At 41.4% G+C, this 23,638-nt stretch carries 15 protein-coding genes and 3 rRNA genes; all 18 read right to left on the bottom strand.

The window, feature by feature from the left end:
• Positions 1 to 29 precede the first annotated feature (29 nt).
• The 18 genes from IGL24_RS13665 to IGL24_RS13750 all read right to left on the bottom strand — a co-directional run bounded on the left by IGL24_RS13665 (position 30) and on the right by IGL24_RS13750 (position 23,637).
• Positions 30 to 2,075 carry a lectin-like domain-containing protein gene (locus tag IGL24_RS13665; RefSeq protein WP_207700127.1) on the bottom strand — a complete coding sequence of 682 codons (2,046 nt, stop codon included), beginning with the start codon at positions 2,073 to 2,075 and terminating at the stop codon, positions 30 to 32.
• An 18-nt stretch (positions 2,076 to 2,093) separates the two neighbouring features.
• Positions 2,094 to 2,873 (bottom strand): WxL domain-containing protein, encoded by a 780-nt coding sequence (locus IGL24_RS13670; protein WP_207700126.1) that lies wholly within the window; start codon positions 2,871 to 2,873, stop codon positions 2,094 to 2,096.
• Positions 2,874 to 2,896: 23 nt separating this feature from the next.
• Positions 2,897 to 3,622, bottom strand: a complete 726-nt coding sequence (locus IGL24_RS13675) for a WxL domain-containing protein (RefSeq protein WP_207115845.1) — start codon at positions 3,620 to 3,622, stop codon at positions 2,897 to 2,899.
• Between the two features lies 1 nt (position 3,623).
• Complete coding sequence (locus IGL24_RS13680) at positions 3,624 to 3,950, bottom strand: cell surface protein (RefSeq protein ID WP_207115846.1); 327 nt, start codon at positions 3,948 to 3,950, stop codon at positions 3,624 to 3,626.
• A 687-nt stretch (positions 3,951 to 4,637) separates the two neighbouring features.
• On the bottom strand, positions 4,638 to 5,576 hold the full coding sequence (locus tag IGL24_RS13685; protein ID WP_207700125.1) for an HD domain-containing protein: 939 nt from the start codon (positions 5,574 to 5,576) through the stop codon (positions 4,638 to 4,640).
• Positions 5,560 to 8,283 (bottom strand): ATP-binding protein, encoded by a 2,724-nt coding sequence (locus IGL24_RS13690; RefSeq protein WP_207700124.1) that lies wholly within the window; start codon positions 8,281 to 8,283, stop codon positions 5,560 to 5,562. The genes IGL24_RS13685 and IGL24_RS13690 overlap by 17 nt, the downstream gene beginning before the upstream one ends.
• Complete coding sequence (locus tag IGL24_RS13695) at positions 8,280 to 9,494, bottom strand: metallophosphoesterase (RefSeq protein WP_207115849.1); 1,215 nt, start codon at positions 9,492 to 9,494, stop codon at positions 8,280 to 8,282. The genes IGL24_RS13690 and IGL24_RS13695 overlap by 4 nt, the downstream gene beginning before the upstream one ends.
• A gap of 206 nt (positions 9,495 to 9,700) precedes the next feature.
• Positions 9,701 to 9,816, bottom strand: a 5S ribosomal RNA gene (rrf, locus tag IGL24_RS13700).
• A 90-nt stretch (positions 9,817 to 9,906) separates the two neighbouring features.
• Positions 9,907 to 12,821 (bottom strand): 23S ribosomal RNA (locus IGL24_RS13705).
• A 232-nt stretch (positions 12,822 to 13,053) separates the two neighbouring features.
• Positions 13,054 to 14,613 (bottom strand): 16S ribosomal RNA (locus IGL24_RS13710).
• The 16S, 23S and 5S rRNA genes sit together here, the layout of an rRNA operon.
• A gap of 595 nt (positions 14,614 to 15,208) precedes the next feature.
• Positions 15,209 to 16,777, bottom strand: a complete 1,569-nt coding sequence (locus IGL24_RS13715; RefSeq protein WP_207115014.1) for a glycoside hydrolase family 43 protein — start codon at positions 16,775 to 16,777, stop codon at positions 15,209 to 15,211.
• Positions 16,764 to 17,189, bottom strand: coding sequence for a DUF4064 domain-containing protein (locus IGL24_RS13720; RefSeq protein ID WP_206853802.1), 426 nt, complete (start codon positions 17,187 to 17,189; stop codon positions 16,764 to 16,766). Before IGL24_RS13720 ends, IGL24_RS13715 begins: the two co-directional genes overlap by 14 nt.
• Entirely contained in the window at positions 17,186 to 18,094 is a 909-nt protein-coding gene (locus IGL24_RS13725) for a pectinesterase family protein (protein ID WP_206853804.1), read from the bottom strand. The genes IGL24_RS13720 and IGL24_RS13725 overlap by 4 nt, the downstream gene beginning before the upstream one ends.
• A complete protein-coding gene (locus IGL24_RS13730) occupies positions 18,095 to 18,976 on the bottom strand; it encodes an alpha/beta hydrolase family protein (protein ID WP_207115015.1) in 882 nt (293 codons plus the stop codon). It abuts the gene before it with no gap.
• 1 nt (position 18,977) lies between these two features.
• Positions 18,978 to 20,300: a glycoside hydrolase family 28 protein gene (locus tag IGL24_RS13735; protein WP_207115016.1), complete on the bottom strand. Its 1,323-nt coding sequence runs from the start codon at positions 20,298 to 20,300 to the stop codon at positions 18,978 to 18,980.
• Positions 20,297 to 21,400 (bottom strand): glycoside hydrolase family 88/105 protein, encoded by a 1,104-nt coding sequence (locus tag IGL24_RS13740; RefSeq protein WP_207699292.1) that lies wholly within the window; start codon positions 21,398 to 21,400, stop codon positions 20,297 to 20,299. The genes IGL24_RS13735 and IGL24_RS13740 overlap by 4 nt, the downstream gene beginning before the upstream one ends.
• Before the next feature lie 93 nt (positions 21,401 to 21,493).
• Entirely contained in the window at positions 21,494 to 22,999 is a 1,506-nt protein-coding gene (locus IGL24_RS13745) for an extracellular solute-binding protein (RefSeq protein WP_206853813.1), read from the bottom strand.
• On the bottom strand, positions 22,996 to 23,637 hold the full coding sequence (locus IGL24_RS13750) for a YesL family protein (RefSeq protein WP_206853816.1): 642 nt from the start codon (positions 23,635 to 23,637) through the stop codon (positions 22,996 to 22,998). Before IGL24_RS13750 ends, IGL24_RS13745 begins: the two co-directional genes overlap by 4 nt.
• Between the last annotated feature and the right edge of the window lies 1 nt (position 23,638).

The raw sequence follows: 23,638 nt of genomic DNA on the forward strand, positions 1-23,638 counted from the left end.
TTATTTTCTCCATTCTTCCATTCATTTAGTTATGGTACGTCTTCAAGCGTCCAAGATAACGTGCCTGCAAATGTTCCGACTCTTTGAAATTCGACAGGGACTGTTGCTTTGATCCCATTTTTAGTTTGCGGATCTAGTAAATGTGACAAGTTTGTTTCGCCTTTTTGAGTACTATCGCTAATGACTATGCTCGATTCACCGATTTCCATGGAACCATTTGCCGTCATAAAAGACAGAACACCTGGTATCTCGAACCCGTTATTTGTTAACGGTGTATGTTGTTTTAATTGTAAACGCCAGCTACTCGAATCCCGCTCATCCATGATTTTCAACTGTCCGGTCGGTTGTCCAAAAATAGTCAATGTTGTTGCCGCTATTTTATGGCTACCAAAATCAAAACGAGTGGGTGCTTCAGATAGAAACAGGCGACCGATTCGGTAATAAAAATAGATATCATCAGTAGTTTCAGAAAATACATCTTCGGTATTTCCTGAATCAGATACAAAAACATATCCTCCGATGACTAAAGGCTCTTCTTTATACGAATCTCCAATTACTCCTATAATCGTTTTCGGTGGTGCAACATCTTGTTGTGTATCGATATCTTTGTAGTAGACTTGGATCGTCTTTTCTTTTGGTTGCGCTATAGTAATACTTACTTCATTTGATTTTTTAATAAGAACCGATTCTTCTAAATATTCAAAATTGGTCGTTATTACTTTTTCTGGTGTAGCATCATCCAATACGGTTTCTACCTCTAGCAATAATGGTTGTTTTGAAATAAGATGTTTTGCTAAATCCACGGTAAGCCGATTTCCTGTAACCGTAAATTCTGAATCACTTATTGGCTTTCCGTCAAGGGTGATCGAACGAGGATTAGGTCCTAGTTCGGCTGGAAGCTCAATACTCGCTTTAGGATTTCTTTGATCGATAAAAGTACCTTCTACATTAAGTGTTTTCCTAATAAAAATTTGATCGTTTTTTACTGCTTCTCCTGTCAAACCATATTCACCGTCATTTACTTTGACATGTGCTTCTGATGAGACACTCGTCGGTAACTGCGTCATTGCCAACGCATTTTCTTGTACGAATGTCCCTGTAGAAGAAGTGAATCCCCAATAAACTTCATTTCCTCCAAATTGTGTATTTAGATTTGAAACCACATGAGAGTTACTTCCTACGCCACTTAGATCATACGATAATCTTCTCTCTGTCGCATTCCATTGGACCGTTAACATGCGCCAAGTCCCATTCGATAAAAATGTAGGAGCGACAGTCACTCCAGAGTGTTCCCCCGTATAATGATTGTTATTTGATTTTGGCGTAACAAATGCTACGTGACCAAATCCTGTATCTGCGCTGATTTCTCGATCCATTCGATTCGAAGTTCCGGTATTCTTGTACGTATCAAATTCAATCGATAGCGCATTTCTAATAAATGGACGATTGGCAGCTGTTGCATAGGCTCCGATACCCATTCCAGGTGATCCAATCACCTGCTGAGGTGCCGTATTCATTCTTGGATCATTAGTCAAAGTAAAGGTCATCCCATCTCCAGCGTTCTCAAGATTATTGCCCAAATACAAGTAACTTTTAAAGGTGAAATCTGAGAGTAAGCTCACTTTATCCTTAGACCAAATTGCCCCGATTTGTGAAGTTCTTGCTGGATTCAATTGCAGTAATTTACCATCTTCTAACAAGCTTGTACTTGCCCCGATTGGAGATTGGAATACCTCATCGATCGGAATGATTTTCGGATCATTTGGTAAGGTTATTGAGTAGGGGGTTATGCTTGAACGGACAAATTCTGGATCTCTTTCAAGCAAATTTTCTTCTTGATTACTTTCCTTCTCTTCAGAATCACTTGATTCCGTCTCTACTGGGTGATCACTTGTCTCTTGTTCTTTGGTTATTTCGAATAACTCTTCACTTGTGACAGTCTGCTCATGTTCTTCCAAAGTTTCACTCATAGAGGAGGGATCCTTAAGTTTCTGATCCTCAGTTAGAAAAGAAGAAGAAATCGTCGCCGTTAATAGCGTGCTTAAAACAAGTGTGAATAATTTTCCTCGTAACATCTTTTTCCCCCCTACTTTTTAAATTTCCGGAACATCTGTTAATGTCCAAATGAGACTCGTTTGGTACGTCACTGCATCTTTCGGAGTATATCCAGGTACGGCCAATTGGATATCCTTTGTGACACTGACCGTTTGGATTTGCCCGTGTTCGTCTCGCTCTTTTATTTCGACAACTTCCCCCCAATAAGTCGACCACGTCCCTGCTCCGGAACCTGTTTTTGCTGCGACAAGCACGGACTCTTCACCTGGTACTAAAATGACTTTCTCCATCGCTTCAGGCTTGAGCATACTCACTGCATTACTGTTCACAGTTGGGTTTGCTAACATGATTTGAGCCCCCGCCAAAACATTGTTCAATGTTTTGCTTGTTGCAGTCAGCTGTTCGCTTTGCTTCACTTTTAAGGTCCAACCGCTATTCGTTCCACGATTATCTGAAATTTGGACAAAGTTCGCTGTATTTCCTTGGTTATCTTGATACGCTTGTGCTCTAGCAAAATACACTTGATCTTTGTTTGAGATACGATTATTGCCAAACTTCAAACTTGAAGCATAATCAATTGATAAAGGACCACTCGTTCCTGGATCTGGCCCATCTGGTTTAGTTGGATCAACTGGCCTTACTGGTTTTTCTGGATCTGGATTCTCTGGATTTACAGGATATGTCGGCTCTAAGTTTGGAATAAACTCGACTAAACTGTTTGATTCGTACTGTGTCTTCTCTTCGGCAAATCCTTCGATCGATAAAACTGAACTTCCTAGTAAAGTTAAAATTGAGACATACAATAAAACTCTTCTCATAATGGTTTGTCCCTTAAAAAAAATCAATTTGGTGTATTTTCTAATGACCAAACCAATTTAGTTGTATATTGTTGCGCCAATTTAACTGATTTCCCTGGGATTGTTAATTGAACAGCGTCCTTATTGTCTGCTTCATCTGCACCAAATCGATAAACCCAAGTTCCAACACCTGTTCCTGCAGCTGCATTGATTGCCAACGTCCCGCTCAGACCTGGAGTCAAGGTCAATTTATTATTGACGGTTGTTGGCGTATACTGAGAATCTACAATAGATGCTGCTTGTCCCTTAGTAAAGCTCAACTCTGCACCCACAAGCTCAACACCTGCACTTGTTTTAAACTGTTCTGGTTGAGCAATACTTAGTTTCCAACCTGCTAAGGTACCACGCTTATCTGTTACTTGGACATACGTCGGTTTCTTAGAACCATCTTGCATCTCATCTGGAGCTGCATAGTAAGTTTGCGTAGCTGAAGAAATCTTTTGCGTTCCAAATTTGAATTTTGAACCATAATCGATCGACAAGGCGCCACCTGTTCCTGGTCCTGGAGGATCTACTGGATCTACTGGTTTTTCTGGATCCGGATTTTCTGGATCAACTGGCGGTGTGACTTCGTTGTCGCCTGCTTCAAATGTGATTGTTCCCTCTGTGTTGTATTCTTTCGGAAAAACATCATTCGCAGAAACCTGAAGGCTCCCAGCGACGATTCCTAATAAAACAATAGTTGATAACATAGAAATTTGTTTTTTCATTTTATTTATACCCCTTTTTCTTTTTTTCGTTAATAATCAAAATTGACAGCCCACTAAGCAGAATAAAACCGATTTGCTCGTATATCGGGGGAAGATAGTCCCCTGTCCTCGGTAAAACGACCATGCCAGCTACTCGTCCATCATTCAAATACTTTGAATGGTATAACCCAATGCCGCTTGCGGTAGGTTGATCTTCCTTTTCATACTCATAGCTTCCATAAAAACTTGTCTCCCCAATCGACTCACTTTTATTTTCTACTGCATCCGTTCTTACAGCAGTCACTACAAATAGAAACAATACTACGATAACGGATAAACTTTTTTTCATCTGACTCTCCCTTCTTTTACTTTGATTAATCGTTATCGAGTTAAATTATAATAAAATTTTTCAGATTTTAATTTTTTTTTATTTTGATATAATTCAAAAAAAGAGATTAAAGGGGTATATTCATTACTAAATCAGAGGTTAATACACTGTTTAATAATTTTTGTTATTTAATAATTTGCCTAAATCAAGCCATATGTTGAATATTAACAGTTTTATAGCTTATACTTCCAGATATATTCTCACTTTTAAATTTATATTTTTTCTCAACAACTGAATTTTTTTTGGATTCGATTTATTTTTATTCATCATTAAGAATAAAAATAATTCAAATCCAAAGTCATATCATTCTTTAAATAGTGAACTTAACCTTAATAATTCAAATCATTTTCTAACTTTATAGATAACTCTTTTCTATTTCCGATTGACTTAATATACAGCTTTTTTATTTGTATTTTTTTTCGCATAACGAAACTACTATATTGTTTCATCATTTTCTCTCTCTATAGATTGAATGTTCATCCATCTTATCGAACGAATTTATTCTAAACTGGATTACTCTCTTTGATAGAGATCAAAAAAAAGATGTTGGCATAGTACGCCAACATCTCTAAACTATTGAAATAAACAACTAATTGTTTTTTTAGAAACTTTTTGCAATCGTCACTCATTGAATCCGTCTTTGTATTTCTATTTCGGTACATAAAAACTACGATTATCTAAGCCAAATATCCGATCCGTATACTTTCCTGGCTCTGTTTGACGAATCGCAGTAGTCATCATTTGCATCGAAGCATCGATCGTGTCGATTTGATGTAAAACTTCAGCTTCCATGATCCTAGGACGAACGGGTGAACCATATTCAAGTAACCCATGATGTGATAGCACCATATGACGCAAAATCAGTACATCCTCTTCATCTTCGCTGATTTTCAGTGCTAAACAAGCCTTCGTGATTTCTTCATCCACTAAAACTAAATGTCCTACTAAATTACCGGCTAACGTGTATTCTGTTGCCATTGAACCAGATAATTCAATCACTTTCCCTAAATCGTGTAGGATGATCCCTGCATAAAGTAACGGTCGATTCAACTCAGGATATTCATCTGCGATTGCTTTCCCTAAATGTAACATTGATACGGTATGGAATGCTAAGCCACTAGCAAATGCGTGATGGTTTCGTTTCGCTGCGGGATATTCAAAAAATTGTTTTTGATATTTGTTTAATAAGTAACGCACGATACGATTCCAATGTGCATTTGTGATTTCAAATAACAATTGATTGATTTCTTCTTCCATTTCTTCTTTTTTCAATGGCGCTCGTTCCATGTACAAACTTGGATCACTTGGTTCATCGACTCTCGTTAAACGCATGTGCAAGATCTTTACTTGAGGATTCCCTTGATAGACCTCTCGTTTACCATTTAAAAAGACGACTGTTCCCGGCGTAAATTTTTTGATTTCATCTTCTGACGCATCCCAATATTTACCATCGATCGTTCCTGATGTATCTTGAAACGTAAAAGCGATAAATTTCTTGCCATTTTTAGCGATTCTGACATCTGCATTTTTGATCAAAACAAATTGCTCGAATTGTTCATCAACGATTAATTCACGTATTTTTTTCACTATTTGCACCTTCTAACTTTCTCACAGATTGTTCTAGCTCATGATAATAGCTTACCATTTCTTGGTCAGAAGACAAGCAGATTACTTGATAGGTTTTACTAAATTCAGCTAATAATTTAGCTAAACGATATTTTCTCTTATGATCGTAGTGTAGCCAACCATCATCAATGATCACTGGACAAATCGCTCGTTTGGCTTCCAAAGCAAGATAAGCAAACCGCATCGCCATGATCATCTGGTCCTTTGTTCCTGTTGAGAGTTCATAGATCGGAAACTCATCCGTACCATTCATTAGCGTCAATGTATCATTTTTCAAGCTTATTTCTTGGTATTGTCTGTCAGTAAGGACACTGAGATAATCACCAGCTAATTTAAGTAACTGAGGTAGCTGTCTCTCACTTAATTCCGTTGAAAGATCACCTAAAAATGTCCCCGCAATCACCAAGCCTCCCCACTCCTCAAACAAGGCTTGTAGTTGCGCTTTTTGTAAACTCTCTTGCTGGTACAACTCATCTAATGTTCCATCTTGTTGTAGACCCTCGATTTGCAGCTGCAATCGTTGGCGTTGTTCACTCTTCGTACTTTCTTCTCGTTTTAGTTCTTGTAAACGTTCGGATTCACGAGCAAGCTGAGTTTGTAACTGTCCGTAAGTTATCGTGTGTTTAAATATTGGTGAAAGGATCTGATTCAGTTCTTCAAAACGAGCTTGTTGTTGTTTCGTTTTTTCCGATTTTTGTAAAAAGATCGGTACTTCTGACGGATAAGAAAGGTTCGCCGCAATAAACTGCTCCTTGTGTTCTTCCAACCACATTTTTTGTTTCTTTTTCAGGGCGTTGATTTCTTGTTTCAATAAAGTATTTTGTTGATAGCTTCTAGCATACTTCATTTGTTCCATTTCTTGGATAAACGTTGCTAACAGATCCATTTTTTCAGAAAGTGATTGATGTTGGAGTGGTAACCACTCTTTTGCTAGGTCAAATGCCCCTTCTATCTGTAAGAGCTGTTCTTGGATTTCTCGTTCCCGTTCTTGTTTCTTTTGAAAAACAGCAAAAAGTTTTTGGTAATCTGTTACTTCTTGGCCCTCATTTTTCATCGTTTCAACCGTATTCATCGACCCTAATGAATGAGTATACGCAAAATCAGCAACTGCTTGTGCCAAGTTTTGTCGCTTACGTTTGTTCTCATTGATCGTTTGATTGATTTCTTCTAATTGTGCCAATACGATATCCAGCTGTCCTAACTTCTCTTGCCATTTCCCTTTGATTTCTGGCAATCCTTGATCAGTCGTTGTCTTCGCGTTTTTACGAGTCAATGGATAGCCAACCACTCCTAAAGCAAGCAACGGCCCTAAGATTTTCCATGGCATAGGTAAGAATAAGCCCACTACAGCTAGCACTACAGCACCAAGATAAAATTTCAAAAAGGACTGCTTTTCTGGTTTTTCTTGAATTGGTCTTGCTTGAATCAACAGCGGGTGGGCAACTTCTAAGTCATTGATCTCTGCTTCTAGCGTTTGCTGCTGTTCCTTCACAATATCAAAACGAATCGCTAACTGATTGTATTGATCGTTTAATTGTTGCGACATTGTATACAAAGATCGCCACTCTTCATCTTCAAGAAATTCTTGTGGTCGTTGCAATCGATCCCAACGCCAACGCTGTTCTAAGACTTTCAATTCAGACTCGGTTTCTCTCGTTTCTACTTGCAGTCTTTGCCATTCACTCATTAATTGCTCAGTGGAAAATTGCTTTTGTTGGAGTGCTTTTAGTTCTTGTTCTTGCTCTAAGTAGAAATAATAGCGTGCAGATTGCTGATCCATTCCACTATGTCGTTCTAAGGAAGCCTCGAGTTCCTCCAGACGTTCATTCATTTGTTGATAACGCTTGGTAAATACTTCTAAGTCTTGTATCAATGATTCATCTGGTACTTCTGCCAGCATACTATTTTTCAGTGATTGCCATTCTTCATATAAAGAAAAATTCAATTCTTGTTGATGATATAAGGTAAGTTTTTGATCAACTTGTTCGATATCACGTAACAAGAGCTGTTGCTGTTCTGCCAGTCGTTGCTCTTCCATGATCCATTCACTATAGATCGCCTCTTGCTCTTGCTTCTGTCGAATCTTTTCTTGGAGGTATTTCCATTCATTCAGACGCTGGTTGATCACTAATTTTTGCCCTTTTCGCTTAAACAGCTTATCTGCTGATTGATAATATTCTTGTCTTTTTTGAAAGACATGTGAACTTCCAGTGATTCCTAATGAGATCAGTGCATCATGCAATTCTTTTTCTGTTAAGTGGGCGAGTTCACTCAGTTGCTCTTGTTGAAACGTAAAAACCTGTTGGAACAACTCCTTTGTCAAAGGTGATAGTAGTTTTTCCAAGAGTTCATCGCTCCCACTTTGACCATTGAACGTGACCTTCGCTTTCCCTCGATTCTGTTGCTTATACCTTTCAACATAGATTTCTCCATGGATAGGATGTTCCAACCATATTTTCCCACCATATGCAGAGCCATCTCTAGGCGTATAGTCTTTCTTTTTCTTTCCTTTAGAAGGAAAGCCAAAAAGAATTGCTTGGATAAATTGGTAGATCGTCGATTTTCCCGCTTCATTCTCTCCATAAATCAACTGATTGCCAGAGCTAAAATCAAAAGTTTGTTGTCGCCATTTTCCAAAAGCTGCTATTTCGATCTTTAATATGTTCATTCAGTATCCCCCTCGAACAAAAAGTCTTGGCGAATGATTTCTTGAGCCTTTTGTAACGTAGATTCTTGAAAATCCGGTAGTAGATTCAACACTTTCACTGCCTCTTGATTTGTATAGGCTTCTTGGAGTATATGCTGAAAGTCTTCTCTCGCTTGGTAATTTTCAAATAATTGGTCAAACATCAGCGACGATGCGGATAAAGAAATTTTTGCATCATTTTCTCTTTCTAAAGTAGATATACGCCAAATAACCAAATTCAAAAATTTTCGTTTCATTTCTTCTTTCAAATAATCTAATAATTCTCCAGAGTGAATACGTTCCAATATCTCTTGGCTTAAATGTTCAAAATCAATAAATTCAATTTCAACAAGCGTCATAGTACTTGGTTCAATCAATTCTTGTTGGATTTTCTTCAATACATCCGTCGTTTCTCTCACTTCTTTGAGAGAAAGTTGCTTGCGTTCCCAATAAACTTCCGCAACCTTTAAAGGAGTCGTTTGACAAGTCGCTCCATGAAGTTCAACTAGAACGACTGAAGTAGACGATTCTTCTTTTTTAGTATGTCCCTGTGGAGCACCAGGATATAGAATCGTTCCTTTTTCATTCAATTTAGTGGGCACGTGGATATGCCCTAGCGCCCAATAATCATAGCCTTTTGCTTCCATTTGTGTAGGTTGAAATGGTGCGTAATTTCCTTGAATAGTTCCAATTTCACCATGATAGAGTCCAATATGGTAATCAACAGAAAAACGTGCTGGAAATTCTTGGACTTTTTCCTCAGTGATCCACTGTTTTGTATAACTGAAGCCGCTAAGTGCCACAGTTTCACCAGCATTTGTCGTCATTTGTTGTGTCTCGACACTTTCTGAGGTAAATAAAGAAAGATTTTCAGGAAATTCAAACCAATACCGCTCTTTTTGGTAAAAATCATGATTCCCGAATGTTAAAAAAACCGGAATATTCTGTTCTGCTAAGCGCTTGATTTGTTCTGAAAAATGCTTTTGGATCTTTAATGAAGGACGATGTTGATGAAAGCTATCTCCTACAAGTAATACAAAATCAACTTGATGTTGGATTGCTTGTTCCACAATGTTTTCAAGTACGGTCAAATTGGCCCGTAGTAATTTTTTTTGAACTTTTTCATCGATTCCAACTAATCCTTCAAACGAACGATCCATGTGCAAATCTGCCGCATGAATAAATTTGACCATTCTGTTACTTCCTCCCAATGTATAAATTAATAAAATACAGATTTGACTATATTACTTTACTAAAACAGATCGACATCTGTTGGCATTTTTTGTTTATCCACGGTTTATCATAACATTTCCATTACTTTTTTTCAGCAAAAAACCGAAAATTTGTTCGCATACGTACAAAAAAAACAGCTGAACTTTCGTTCAACTGTTTTTCATTTGCGCGGCGGCGTCCTACTCTCACAAGGGGCAACCCCTCACTACAATCGGCGCTAAGAAGCTTAACTTCTGTGTTCGGCATGGTTACAGGTGTATCCTTCTCGCCATCGCCACCACACTTGGTGTTATCTATTTCTGAGTAAATCTTGTTCACTCAAAACTGGATTTGAAGTATCAGTAAGAAACTCTCCGAGTTTTTCATTTTATTTTGGTTAAGTCCTCGATCGATTAGTATCAGTCCGCTCCATACATCACTGTACTTCCACTTCTGACCTATCTACCTGATCATCTCTCAGGGATCTTACTTTCTTAAAGAAATGGGAAATCTCATCTTGAGGTGGGCTTCACACTTAGATGCTTTCAGCGTTTATCCCTTCCCTACATAGCTACCCAGCAATGCCCTTGGCAGAACAACTGGTACACCAGCGGTAAGTCCATCCCGGTCCTCTCGTACTAAGGACAGCTCCTCTCAAATTTCCAACGCCCGCGACGGATAGGGACCGAACTGTCTCACGACGTTCTGAACCCAGCTCGCGTGCCGCTTTAATGGGCGAACAGCCCAACCCTTGGGACCGACTACAGCCCCAGGATGCGACGAGCCGACATCGAGGTGCCAAACCTCCCCGTCGATGTGGACTCTTGGGGGAGATAAGCCTGTTATCCCCAGGGTAGCTTTTATCCGTTGAGCGATGGCCCTTCCATGCGGAACCACCGGATCACTAAGCCCGACTTTCGTCCCTGCTCGACTTGTAGGTCTCGCAGTCAAGCTCCCTTCTGCCTTTACACTCTTCGAATGATTTCCAACCATTCTGAGGGAACCTTTGGGCGCCTCCGTTACTCTTTAGGAGGCGACCGCCCCAGTCAAACTGCCCATCTGACACTGTCTCCCACCACGATTAGTGGTGCGGGTTAGAGTGGCCATAACGCAGGGGTAGTATCCCACCAGCGCCTCCATCGAAACTAGCGTTCCGATTTCTACGGCTCCTACCTATCCTGTACATGCGGTACAGACACTCAATATCAAACTACAGTAAAGCTCCATGGGGTCTTTCCGTCCTGTCGCGGGTAACCTGCATCTTCACAGGTACTAAAATTTCACCGAGTCTCTCGTTGAGACAGTGCCCAAATCGTTACGCCTTTCGTGCGGGTCGGAACTTACCCGACAAGGAATTTCGCTACCTTAGGACCGTTATAGTTACGGCCGCCGTTTACTGGGGCTTCAATTCGTACCTTCGCTTACGCTAAGCACTCCTCTTAACCTTCCAGCACCGGGCAGGCGTCAGCCCCTATACTTCATCTTACGATTTTGCAGAGACCTGTGTTTTTGATAAACAGTCGCTTGGGCCTATTCACTGCGGCTGATCTGACGATCAGCACCCCTTCTCCCGAAGTTACGGGGTCATTTTGCCGAGTTCCTTAACGAGAGTTCTCTCGCTCACCTTAGGATTCTCTCCTCGACTACCTGTGTCGGTTTGCGGTACGGGTCGTTGTTTTCTCACTAGAAGCTTTTCTCGGCAGTGTGACGTCAGGAACTTCGGTACTATTATTTCCCTCCCCATCACAGCTTGTCCTTAAAGTTAGAAGCATTTGACTCCTATCAAGACTTACTGCTTGGACAGACATTTCCGATCGTCTGCATTCCTTAGCCTCCTGCGTCCCTCCATTGCTCAAACAAAAACAACGAGTACAGGAATATCAACCTGTTGTCCATCGCCTACGCCTGTCGGCCTCGGCTTAGGTCCCGACTAACCCTGGGCGGACGAGCCTTCCCCAGGAAACCTTAGTCATTCGGTGGACAGGATTCTCACCTGTCTTTCGCTACTCATACCGGCATTCTCACTTCTAAGCGCTCCAGCAGTCCTCACGATCTACCTTCAACGCCCTTAGAACGCTCTCCTACCAATACACCTAAAGGTGTACTCCACAGCTTCGGTAATATGTTTAGCCCCGGTACATTTTCGGCGCAGGGTCACTCGACTAGTGAGCTATTACGCACTCTTTAAATGGTGGCTGCTTCTAAGCCAACATCCTAGTTGTCTGTGCAACCCCACATCCTTTTCCACTTAACATATATTTTGGGACCTTAGCTGGTGGTCTGGGCTGTTTCCCTTTCGACTATGGATCTTATCACTCACAGTCTGACTCCCGGATATGAATGAATGGCATTCGGAGTTTATCTGAATTCGGTAACCCGAGATGGGCCCCTAGTCCAAACAGTGCTCTACCTCCATCATTCTCAAATCCGAGGCTAGCCCTAAAGCTATTTCGGAGAGAACCAGCTATCTCCAAGTTCGTTTGGAATTTCTCCGCTACCCACACCTCATCCCCGCACTTTTCAACGTACGTGGGTTCGGTCCTCCAGTGCGTTTTACCGCACCTTCAACCTGGACATGGGTAGATCACATGGTTTCGGGTCTACGACTACATACTCAAACGCCCTATTCAGACTCGCTTTCGCTGCGGCTCCGTCTCTTCAACTTAACCTCGCATGCAATCGTAACTCGCCGGTTCATTCTACAAAAGGCACGCCATCACCCATTAACGGGCTTTGACTTGTTGTAGGCACACGGTTTCAGGTTCTATTTCACTCCCCTTCCGGGGTGCTTTTCACCTTTCCCTCACGGTACTGGTTCACTATCGGTCACTAGGGAGTATTTAGCCTTGGGAGATGGTCCTCCCGGATTCCGACGGAATTCCTCGTGTTCCGCCGTACTCAGGATCCTCCTAGGTGCCTTCCAAATTTCGTCTACGGGGCTTTCACCCTCTTTGACTGACTTTTCCAAGTCATTCGACTATCTGAAAGAACTACCAGATCGGAGTCCTACAACCCCAATGAGCAAGCTCATTGGTTTGGGCTTTTCCCGTTTCGCTCGCCGCTACTCAGGGAATCGAATTTTCTTTCTCTTCCTGCAGGTACTTAGATGTTTCAGTTCTCTGCGTCTACCTCGTATACGCTATGTATTCACGTATACGTAACATCCTATAAAAGATGCTGGGTTCCCCCATTCGGAAATCTCTGGATCATAGCTTACGTACAGCTCCCCAAAGCATATCGGTGTTAGTCCCGTCCTTCATCGGCTCCTAGTGCCAAGGCATCCACCGTGCGCCCTTATTCACTTAACCTTATCAACCTTGCGGTTGGGTTTTGATCTTTCTTCTAGCGATAGAAGTCCGATCAAGAAAAATAAGCAATTGAACTTATTAAAAAACTCATTCAACGCGGTGTTCTCGGTTTGTATTACTTACATTTTTTACTTCAATATCCAGTTTTCAATGAACAAAAATTTTGAGAGTAGACCTCTCAAAACTGAACAAAGTATCGACAAACGTGTGTAGTCTCCGTAATATTCCTTAGAAAGGAGGTGATCCAGCCGCACCTTCCGATACGGCTACCTTGTTACGACTTCACCCCAATCATCTATCCCACCTTAGGCGGCTGGCTCCAAAAGGTTACCTCACCGACTTCGGGTGTTACAAACTCTCGTGGTGTGACGGGCGGTGTGTACAAGGCCCGGGAACGTATTCACCGCGGCGTGCTGATCCGCGATTACTAGCGATTCCGGCTTCATGTAGGCGAGTTGCAGCCTACAATCCGAACTGAGAGAAGCTTTAAGAGATTAGCTTAGCCTCGCGACTTCGCGACTCGTTGTACTTCCCATTGTAGCACGTGTGTAGCCCAGGTCATAAGGGGCATGATGATTTGACGTCATCCCCACCTTCCTCCGGTTTGTCACCGGCAGTCTTGCTAGAGTGCCCAACTAAATGATGGCAACTAACAATAAGGGTTGCGCTCGTTGCGGGACTTAACCCAACATCTCACGACACGAGCTGACGACAACCATGCACCACCTGTCACTTTGCCCCCGAAGGGGAAGCTCTATCTCTAGAGTGGTCAAAGGATGTCAAGACCTGGTAAGGTTCTTCGCGTTGCTTCGAATTAAACCACATGCTCCACCGCTTGTGCGGGCCCCCGTCAATTCCTTTGAGTTTCAACCTTGCGGTCGTACTCCCCAGGCGGAGTGCTTAATGCGTTAGCTGCAGCACTGAAGGGCGGAAACCCTCCAACACTTAGCACTCATCGTTTACGGCGTGGACTACCAGGGTATCTAATCCTGTTTGCTCCCCACGCTTTCGAGCCTCAGCGTCAGTTACAGACCAGAGAGCCGCCTTCGCCACTGGTGTTCCTCCATATATCTACGCATTTCACCGCTACACATGGAATTCCACTCTCCTCTTCTGCACTCAAGTCTCCCAGTTTCCAATGACCCTCCCCGGTTGAGCCGGGGGCTTTCACATCAGACTTAAGAAACCGCCTGCGCTCGCTTTACGCCCAATAAATCCGGACAACGCTTGCCACCTACGTATTACCGCGGCTGCTGGCACGTAGTTAGCCGTGGCTTTCTGGTTAGATACCGTCAAGGGGTGAACAGTTACTCTCACCCTTGTTCTTCTCTAACAACAGAGTTTTACGATCCGAAAACCTTCTTCACTCACGCGGCGTTGCTCGGTCAGACTTTCGTCCATTGCCGAAGATTCCCTACTGCTGCCTCCCGTAGGAGTTTGGGCCGTGTCTCAGTCCCAATGTGGCCGATCACCCTCTCAGGTCGGCTATGCATCGTGGCCTTGGTGAGCCGTTACCTCACCAACTAGCTAATGCACCGCGGGTCCATCCATCAGCGGCACCGTAAAGCGCCTTTCAAACCGAAACCATGCGGTTTCGATTGTTATACGGTATTAGCACCTGTTTCCAAGTGTTATCCCCTTCTGATGGGCAGGTTACCCACGTGTTACTCACCCGTTCGCCACTCCTCTTTTTCCGGTGGAGCAAGCTCCGGTGGAAAAAGAAGCGTTCGACTTGCATGTATTAGGCACGCCGCCAGCGTTCGTCCTGAGCCAGGATCAAACTCTCATAATATGCTAGTTCCTCACAGCAATAGCTGATGTGGAACTGTAGTTCGAAATTTACTTTCGAACATCATAATAGTTCATTTGTTAAGCTCAATTTGTTTGCTAGCATATTGCTTGCTTGTTAAAAATGTTTGTTGTCTTGAATTGAATCAAGACGCCCTACACATTTGGTTTGTCTTACTTTGTTCAGTTTTCAAAGGTCTACCTGATAAATGAAACACAACTGCTTCAATTCATCATTTGTGATTGCCGTAGCAACTTTTATATCTTAGCAAATTCTCGAACGATTGTCAACTAATTTTTAAAAGTTTTTCGAACTCGTTTTTCACGAGGTCGTTTTAGCAACTCACTTATCATAACTCGTTGTTTGTTATTTGTCAACAACTTTTTTTGTTTTTTTCTTTACGAAATCAACATCTATAAATAGTCACCAATTAACCAACTTCGTTATATTATCATACTAAAATATGATTGTCAATAAAACTTTTAAACAAATTTCATGATTGTTTTCATGTTTTAGCAACGTTGACTATACTATCATTAAAAAAAAGATTGGTCAAGGTAAAATTTCACTTTCACTTCACCTAATCTTTTTTTATTACTCACCTTTCTTTTATTTCGTTTTCCTGATAATCGAAATAAGCAAAATCAGCATAGCTTCCGCCCTTTAGTGCCAGATCATGAACACCTATGCCAACAAAGTTTCCCGTAAAGCCACCTGATAGGGTCTGCACATCGATCCTTGCACCAACCTTTTCCCATGATTGCGAACCTTTCACATAAAATTGTCCACTCGTTCCTTCAACAACTACTTTAAGTATTGTTTCTTTTTCTGTTAGCGGATAAGTGTCAGCGCTAATCGTGACATGACCTTCCACTGCACTGAGTACACGAAGACATTTACCTACCTCTTCATCCCACGTCACACAACAGTAATAATAATTTTCTTCATTTAGAAAAAGAAGTAATCCTGCCATCTGGTTGAAGTGACTAGGCTGATATTCTAACTGTGTTTGGGCAACAAATGAAAAAGCGGTTTGTCGGATCGCTAATAAATGTTGATCAAACGTCGACTGTGGTGATTCACCTGCAATCATCCTTAGATAGCCATCTCGGCTAGTCAAATCGCACCAAGTTCTATCTGGCATGCAACGTCGAGCATTCCATCTTTTATTCATCGCCCCTTTAAAATCGTCGAAAAATCGCGGAATGATTTTTTGGATCACTTTTTCTTTTGTTGGAATAACTACTATTTCTTTTGGTTGATTCCCACCCTCTTTTATCCGTAACCATCCGTCTTCAGTCCAATACACTTCTTGGATCGCTGTTTCTCTACCTAAAATAGCAGATCCTTCGATTGGTCGAGTGCAAAGATGGACCATATACCAGCTGTTGAACTCTGTCTGGACTAAACTTGCATGTCCCGCACATTGTAAGGTTGATGTTGGATAGCCCCTAGCTGTCAACATAGGATTTTGGGGATCGACCTCATATGGGCCTAATAAATCACGACTGCGACAAACAGTTACAGCATGACCACTTCCAGTTCCTCCCTCAGCAGTCAATAAGTAATAGTAGTCGTTGATATAGTAAAGATGCGGAGCTTCCGTTTTTGCGAGTTCCGTACCTGGAAAAATCATATGAACTGGTCCAATCATTTGTTTTTGCTTTGGATCATATTCTTGGATGATGATCCCTGCCGATTTATTTGGTGTAGCTAGTCGAAAGTCCCATCTTTCATTCAATAGCCATTTTTTACCTGTGCGTGGATCATGAAAAAGCGATGGATCAAAGCCGCTACTATTTAAATAAATTGGATTTTCCCAAGGCCCCTCGATGTTCGTTGCGCTCATCATATAATTGTGCGCATCTTTAAAGGGACGTGCTACGCTTTTAACATCTGTATAAACAAGATAAAATCGTCCATCTGAGTAACTGATTTGCGGCGCCCAAATACTTCCGTTGATTGGATTCCCTTTTAAGGATACTTGATCCGTTAAAATATCTGTTTTATGTTCCCAATTGATTAGATCCGTCGACTCATAGACACGAATACCTGGTAACCATTCAAAAGAAGAAACGATCACATAATAATGTTCACCTACTTTCAAAATATTCGGATCAGGATTGAATCCTCGAATGATTGGATTGACTACTTTACTTTGAAACATCAGCTTCCCACCTCTGCTCTTTTTTTTGACGATACATACTTGAACCTGCTGCTAATAGATAGAAAAAGACAAATGGGAAAGCAATTAATTGCGTACCAATCAATAGAAGGATTCCTGACACTAAATAAATACTTGCCGCCACGAGACTTGCTTTTCCCTTTAACGAAATATAAAGAGCCAGACATAATCCAACCAACGAGAGGAAGAGACTTACACTAAACAAACCTGTCATCTTACGTAATAGCTCAAACGTTTCCTCTGCACTACCAAAGGTTTCTAGAGCAAGAGCATGATATGTTTCCCGAAAATTCGAAAGTGACATTTGATTGATCGTCACAGCGATTCCACCAAAAAACAACAAAGCGGTAGAACCACCGATCAAGCCAAAACTAATTTCCCATTTTTTTGTCATCTATTCTCTCCCTTTTCGATAGTCAGCCATGCGTCTCGGCAGACCCAGCCTTGATACCTATTATTTCTTTCATAAAAACGAGCGGTATGTCTATTTTTCTCTTCATCCCAATCATGCCAGCCATGTTGATGGACGTGTGCGCCTATCTCACACTTTTCAAATGTAACCTGTGCATAAGAACGCCATGGACGTCCTAAATAGACAGCAGATACGTCAACATCTGCGACAATGGCACAGGCATAAAAATAAAACCCTTGTTCTTGTTCCTTTGTCGTTGAAGCGGCTGTGATATAGCCATTAGAAGAACAAGGCAAACTATTGATAATACAATGGTCAAATACCGCATCTGCTCCACCAAAAATAAAATCAATCGTTCCTTCGATCCAACATCTTTCATAATATTGTCGGCAATACTTGCGTTCCTTCGTTACTGGTGTAAGAAAGAGGCGACCATCTTTTTGTGTCGGAGGCAACGGCCCCGTACATAGCGTGTCTTGTTGCCCAGATAAGCGACAATTCACCAACCGGACGTGATGCGCGTAATTGAACAGTGCGACTGCTTGCCCCACCTGATCTCCTGCGCCGGCTTGATTGATGATCTGTAGATTTTCGATATGAACATTTTCTCCTTCAAGAAATACTGTTGCTGTCCGAAATGTTTCTCTTTCTTCACCAGATGAAAGTTTTTGTTTTGCAGACCGATAACCAATGATTTGTACTTCTCCTTGCCCAAGCATTTGAAAATTAGACAATCGGCATTCGATATATTCACGATAGAGACCTTCTCGAATGATCAGGGTCTTTTTTGTGCTGTTCGGCAACGAGCCCAAATAATCGATCCCCGCTTGGATGCTCTGGTAATCTGCTTTTCCTGGGACTGGATCGATCACGATTTCCGTTTTCATCTATAGCTGCTCCTTTAAAAATGCTTGCCATTTGCTCCGCATCTCAAGTGTTTCAAAATGACCGCCATTCAAAGCGTATCCTTGAAAATTCGTCGGTACTCCAAGTTTTTGATAATACAGCGCCAAGTGTTTATTCAAGTGAGTGACACCTTCTGCTAAACACATGCGATCGTTTTTTCCTACTATAGTTAATCGTTTACGAGGTGCTATTTTCTGCTGGATCGCTAAAGTCGTATATTCCGTCAATAAATCAGGAACATAATAATAGTACCCGTGGCAGTCTAACATCTGGTGTTTCAATAAAGATTCGACTTCCACTTGACCGGCTAAGTCAATACATACTTTCACACGCTCATCTAATGCACTTGTCCACCAACTCAATAATCCGCCCATTGATAAACCGATCGTTGCAATACGTTGTGCGTCAATATCTTCCCGTGTTTCCAAGTAATCGATCAAACTAAGCACATCAAAGAGCCGCATCCCCCAAAGCGTTCGTCCTGTTAATAAGAACCGCTTAAAAAGTTCACTTTCAGCAACGCCTCCGCGTTCTTCAAATCCCCAAGCATCGATCGTCCACACACCATACCCCATACTTGTCAAAGCCTGCGCAAACGAAGGTTCCACAAAATAGGACGCACCTTTTAGTAATTCACTTTTTCCAAGCGAAAAATCACCGCCATGTGAATGCAGATAGATCACAACAGGTAAAGGTTCTTCCTTTTTTGTCGGATACACATAAATAGCTGGCACAGGTTCAAGGTCATTTAATGTTAGTTGATAGTACTCAATCACTTGGTCATTGGTAACTCTTTGCGATAAACAATTACCACTTGGCTCGGAGGAACGAGCGTCTCTTCCTAAATAATCGATCAACGGCATTTCATTGCGTTCCTTCTATAATAGATACATTTTTCTTATCCACCTCTGTCGCCCGCATACGTTTGATTGGGATATCTTCAGAGTCTTCAATCATAAATGCTGGTCCCTCATGCTGCTCGATCGTTATCTGTTGGAAAGAAATATGTTTACCAAACCGCACATAAAATCCTTGTTGGCGCATCGGTTCTAAGCCTGTCATCATAGCAGGCACTCCTGCTTTTGCATCTTTTGCCATTGAGATGTCGATGTGGTCGAACGAAATATCTTGGACTGCTTGTTCTGCTAACCCATAAATAAAACCAGCCGAAGCATGAACATTTCGAGCAGTGACCGCTGAAAAATGAACGCGCCGAACTTGTGGTGTCCGCTCATCGATTGGATATACTTCTTTGTCCCAGACGTATGGATCTTTTCCACGAGGTCCACAAAAATAATAGAGATTGATAACAAAAGGACAAAGCACTTGATCCATGATCACATTTGTTACTCGAATATCTTCGATGATCCCACCTCGACCTCGGCGGGTCTTTAATCGAATCCCACGATCCGTTTGTTGGAATATGCAGTTGGAAATCGTTACATTCCGAATCCCACCACTCATTTCACTTCCTAAAACTACGCCACCATGACCGTGGACCATTGTACAATTGGTGATCGTGATATTTTGACATGGCACCTGATCAACAGCATCTTCTGTACCCGCTTTGATGGCAATGCAATCATCACCAACATCGATATGACAATTACTGATATGCACATTATTACAAGATTCCGGATCGATACCGTCTGTGTTCGGCGAATCAGCAGGATTACAGATGGCTACATGATCGACAGTGACATCTTGGCAATGATTTGGATGGATGGTCCAACTCGGAGAATCGATCAACTGGACATCACGGATCGTTACTCGCCGGCAATGATCAAAACCAATCAATTTTGGTCGAGGATACTCAAGTGATTCATGGTCGTCTCGAAAAACGTGCCACCATTTCTGTCCGTTACCATCTAATTTTCCAAATCCAGTGATGGCAATATTTTCTGCTTGTTGCGCATAGATACATGAAGCGTATACCTTTTTAGGGACACCTTCCCAGCTAGACAAAATCTCTGGATAATGTGTCGGGTCGTCCGAAAATTTTAGCACTGCACCAGGAGAAAGATATAGCTCTACATTACTTTTCAGACACAATGGCCCCGTTAAGAACTGCCCACTTGGAACGGTTACTCTACCGCCCCCTGTTTCAGCGACTTGATCGATCGCTTGTTGGATCACTGTCGTATTGAGGATATCGACGGATGCACCTAAGCTTAAAATATTGATCACTCCGATACACCTTCCACTTCAACTAAAGCTTGTAAAAAGGCGCCGACACCTTTCTGATCATTACAGACGATTGGCTCGCTGATATAGTAGGCATAGGAACCATCTCGTTGATCCGCACCACCTAGTCCTGCCACTTGGCAATTTTTGTTTAAATTCAACCAACCTTCTTTTGTTTCTAAAACAAATTCATCGAATAATCCTTGATGAGATTTCTGCAACTGAGGAAGCCACGCTTCTTTTTCCAATATTCCTAAGCGAATCCCTTTTGCCATCGCATAAACGAACATACTACTACCTGAAGCTTCTAAATAATTCCCTTTACGAGTCGTTTCGGTTGTTACTTGATACCATGTCCCCGTTTCTGATTGATAAGGGAGTAATGCTTCTAATGTAGTTGTCAAAATTTGCACCAATAAGCGACAATCTACTTCTTCATGCAACAACTCGTAAGTATCGACAGCCGCCATCAAGTACCAACCAATCGAACGACTCCAAAAATGATGGGATAACCCCGTTTCTGCATCCGCCCAAGGCTGCTCCATCTTTTCATCCCACGCATGGAACAATAAATTAGTCTTTGTATCGAACAAATGCTGATAACTGACCTCAAATTGACGTAACACATCTTGATAGTCTTTTTTCGATGGAAACGTTTGGATAAATTCTGCATAAAAAGGCGCCCCCATGTACAATCCATCTAACCATATTTGCCAAGGATAGATTGCCTTATGCCAAAACACCCCTTCAGAGGTTCTTGGATGGCTCACTAATTGTTTGGCGCAAGTTTCTGCTGCTTTCCGATATTTCACATCTCCCGTTTCTTTATAAAGTATAAAGAACAGTTTTCCAGTATTGATATAATCAATATTAAACTCTTCCCAGTCATAGCCTTTGATCGTGCCATCATCTTGTACAAAGTAGTCGATGTTTGTTTGAATGAAGTCTAAATACTTCTTCTTCTTTGTTTTCAGCCATAATAACTGAAATCCTTTCAAAACTACGCCATAATCATAAGACCATTTCCGATCATATCCTTTATCCTGATACAAATAGGGTGTACGCGCCATGATACTCTCTGCTAATTTCTCTGACCAATTCAATCTTCTTCCTCCGATCAATGCTTTTTAAGAAAGAAAGGACTATGATTCGAACGATGATAGCCCTTTTTCTTTCATTTTTTGATACATCTACTATTACTGTGCAGCTTTATATGCCTCTTCGTATTCTTTAGCGATTTGGTCGCCACCTTGGGCACGCCAGTTGCTGATTGCTTGTTCAAAGCCATCTTCATCTATTTGTCCCATAATATATTGAACCGTCGCATCGATCATGATTTTTTCAATTTCGGAACCAACTTCATTATTTTTCTCTGAATCTAATGGAACTGTTGGATCTAACACGACAAACTGTTCATTTTCTTTGACTAATTGATTCGATAATTCTTTTTCTGGATCCGCATCTTTAAACGAAAATGTGACTTCACTTGGTCTTGAACTAGACAATGGTTGTACTTCTTGTTGCCAAAGGTCCATGTCGATATATTCGATTGCGCCATCATCTTGCAATTGGTAATGCGTTCCTTCGATACCACCTGTCATCAACTTATACATATCTTCTTCTAATAATTCATCCACAAACTGAAGCAACTTCTTCAATTGCGCTTCGTCTTTGACTGAGGATTTAGGGAACGCCAACAATCCACCTACGCCATTTCCTTCTGACCAGACATGATAATCGCCATCTTCGCCATCTGAGATTTTATTTACTGGTACAAGTTCCATATCTGGTTGAATATCTTTCCCCATATTTTTTAAGTTTTTGATATCGATCATCCCGGTATAGATCCCCGTTTTCCCTTGAGCAAATTGTTCCTGTTGGTCTGTCTTTTGGGTCACAGCAAAGTCTTGCGCCAAGTAACCGTTTTCAAATAAATCTCTAGAGAAATTCATCGCTTTCATATATTCATCCGTATCAAATTCTGGAGTGAATTGCCCATTACTCTCTACTTTCCAGCCATTTGGGGCACCGTAATACGAAGTAAATAATTTGAAACTCGTATAACGGATATCACTTGGGGCACGATCACCAAAACCAACCGTATCATCGACACCATTACCGTCTGGATCATTTTCTGTGAATTGCTTCGCTACTTCATAAAGCTCATCCAATGTATCTGGCACTTCCAAACCTAGATTATCTAGCCAATCTTTACGGATAACTAAACCTGCACGAGCATAGTCTTTTTGCATAGGTACACCGTACAACGCCCCATCGATACTCGCCGCTTCGATTCGATCTTCTGATATTTGACTTAAATTTTTATAGTCAGCTAAATACTCAGAAACATCCCAGAATACTCCAGATTTCAAGGCATTTCGCACAGAGGAATTCTTTAGCATGGCAATTTGTAAGGTCACGATATCACCTAGTTCATTTGAAGCTAATGCAGTGGTCAACCGTTCTTCTTTTGATGCATCAGGGATCCAGTTGAACGTCAATTCTGTATTGGTCTTCTCTTCGATTTTATTAACGATCGTATCATTCGGTGGCGAAGCTGTATGTAAAATATTCAACCACGTGATCCGCGTTCTCCCATCCTCTGTATCTGCGGATGTATCACTAGAGTCATTGCCACAAGCTGACAAGGCAAGTATGCTGAGCAAACCGATCCCTGCTGTTACTAACGTTTTTTTCTTCATAATTGTTCTCCTTCACTGAATGTATTTTTATCTATTGTTACTTCCTTCTTTTTTAGGCGATCAAATAGTTGCACCGCTGTCCAAGTGATGGCAAAAAAGAAGAAGCTACTCCCCATGAACGTCAACATGCCAGGTACTAGGCGAATGATTGCCGCGTAGCTGCCAATAATGATCAATAGTAAAACGAGTGAATAATGTAACTGAGAAAAACCGAATAAGAAAGCCATTTTGATTTTATAAAACATTCCTTGCCACTGATAATGGGCCATAATTGGAAAAATATAGAGCGCAGACAGTAAGTAAAAAAAGCTGATGACCAAAATCACTACCCGTAAATACCAGTTTTGGATGTACGCAAGATCCACGTACAAAACGAAGGCAACTGCAAGATATAACCAACTGATCAACAACGTTTCTTTATAATTCTCTTTAAAATAATCAAAGTAAGTACGTGTCAGCGGAAAATCTTCTGATGAGCGTAACCACTTGCGGATGACTGCAACCATTGCATAAGAAGCAGGACCAAAAGTGAATAGTCCGAGTCCCAAAACGACTAATAATCCCCACAGAAAATTCAAATAAACGAGTTGCAGTAGTCTGATCAATTTTTTATTTGTGCTTTCTAACTTTTGCAACATG

The sequence above is a fragment of the Enterococcus sp. DIV2371 genome, from assembly GCF_050498525.1.
GTDB lineage: Bacteria > Bacillota > Bacilli > Lactobacillales > Enterococcaceae > Enterococcus_B > Enterococcus_B mangumiae.

Bases quoted from the DNA above. Each gene is read 5' to 3' on its own strand.
- IGL24_RS13665 (WP_207700127.1), bottom strand. From the start codon at position 2,075: ATGTTACGAGGAAAATTATTCACACTTGTTTTAAGCACGCTATTAACG.
- IGL24_RS13670 (WP_207700126.1), bottom strand. From the start codon at position 2,873: ATGAGAAGAGTTTTATTGTATGTCTCAATTTTAACTTTACTAGGAAGT.
- IGL24_RS13675 (WP_207115845.1), bottom strand. From the start codon at position 3,622: ATGAAAAAACAAATTTCTATGTTATCAACTATTGTTTTATTAGGAATC.
- IGL24_RS13680 (WP_207115846.1), bottom strand. From the start codon at position 3,950: ATGAAAAAAAGTTTATCCGTTATCGTAGTATTGTTTCTATTTGTAGTG.
- IGL24_RS13690 (WP_207700124.1), bottom strand. From the start codon at position 8,283: ATGAACATATTAAAGATCGAAATAGCAGCTTTTGGAAAATGGCGACAA.
- IGL24_RS13695 (WP_207115849.1), bottom strand. From the start codon at position 9,494: ATGGTCAAATTTATTCATGCGGCAGATTTGCACATGGATCGTTCGTTT.
- IGL24_RS13715 (WP_207115014.1), bottom strand. From the start codon at position 16,777: ATGTTTCAAAGTAAAGTAGTCAATCCAATCATTCGAGGATTCAATCCT.
- IGL24_RS13720 (WP_206853802.1), bottom strand. From the start codon at position 17,189: ATGACAAAAAAATGGGAAATTAGTTTTGGCTTGATCGGTGGTTCTACC.
- IGL24_RS13725 (WP_206853804.1), bottom strand. From the start codon at position 18,094: ATGAAAACGGAAATCGTGATCGATCCAGTCCCAGGAAAAGCAGATTAC.
- IGL24_RS13730 (WP_207115015.1), bottom strand. From the start codon at position 18,976: ATGCCGTTGATCGATTATTTAGGAAGAGACGCTCGTTCCTCCGAGCCA.
- IGL24_RS13745 (WP_206853813.1), bottom strand. From the start codon at position 22,999: ATGAAGAAAAAAACGTTAGTAACAGCAGGGATCGGTTTGCTCAGCATA.
- IGL24_RS13750 (WP_206853816.1), bottom strand. From the start codon at position 23,637: ATGTTGCAAAAGTTAGAAAGCACAAATAAAAAATTGATCAGACTACTG.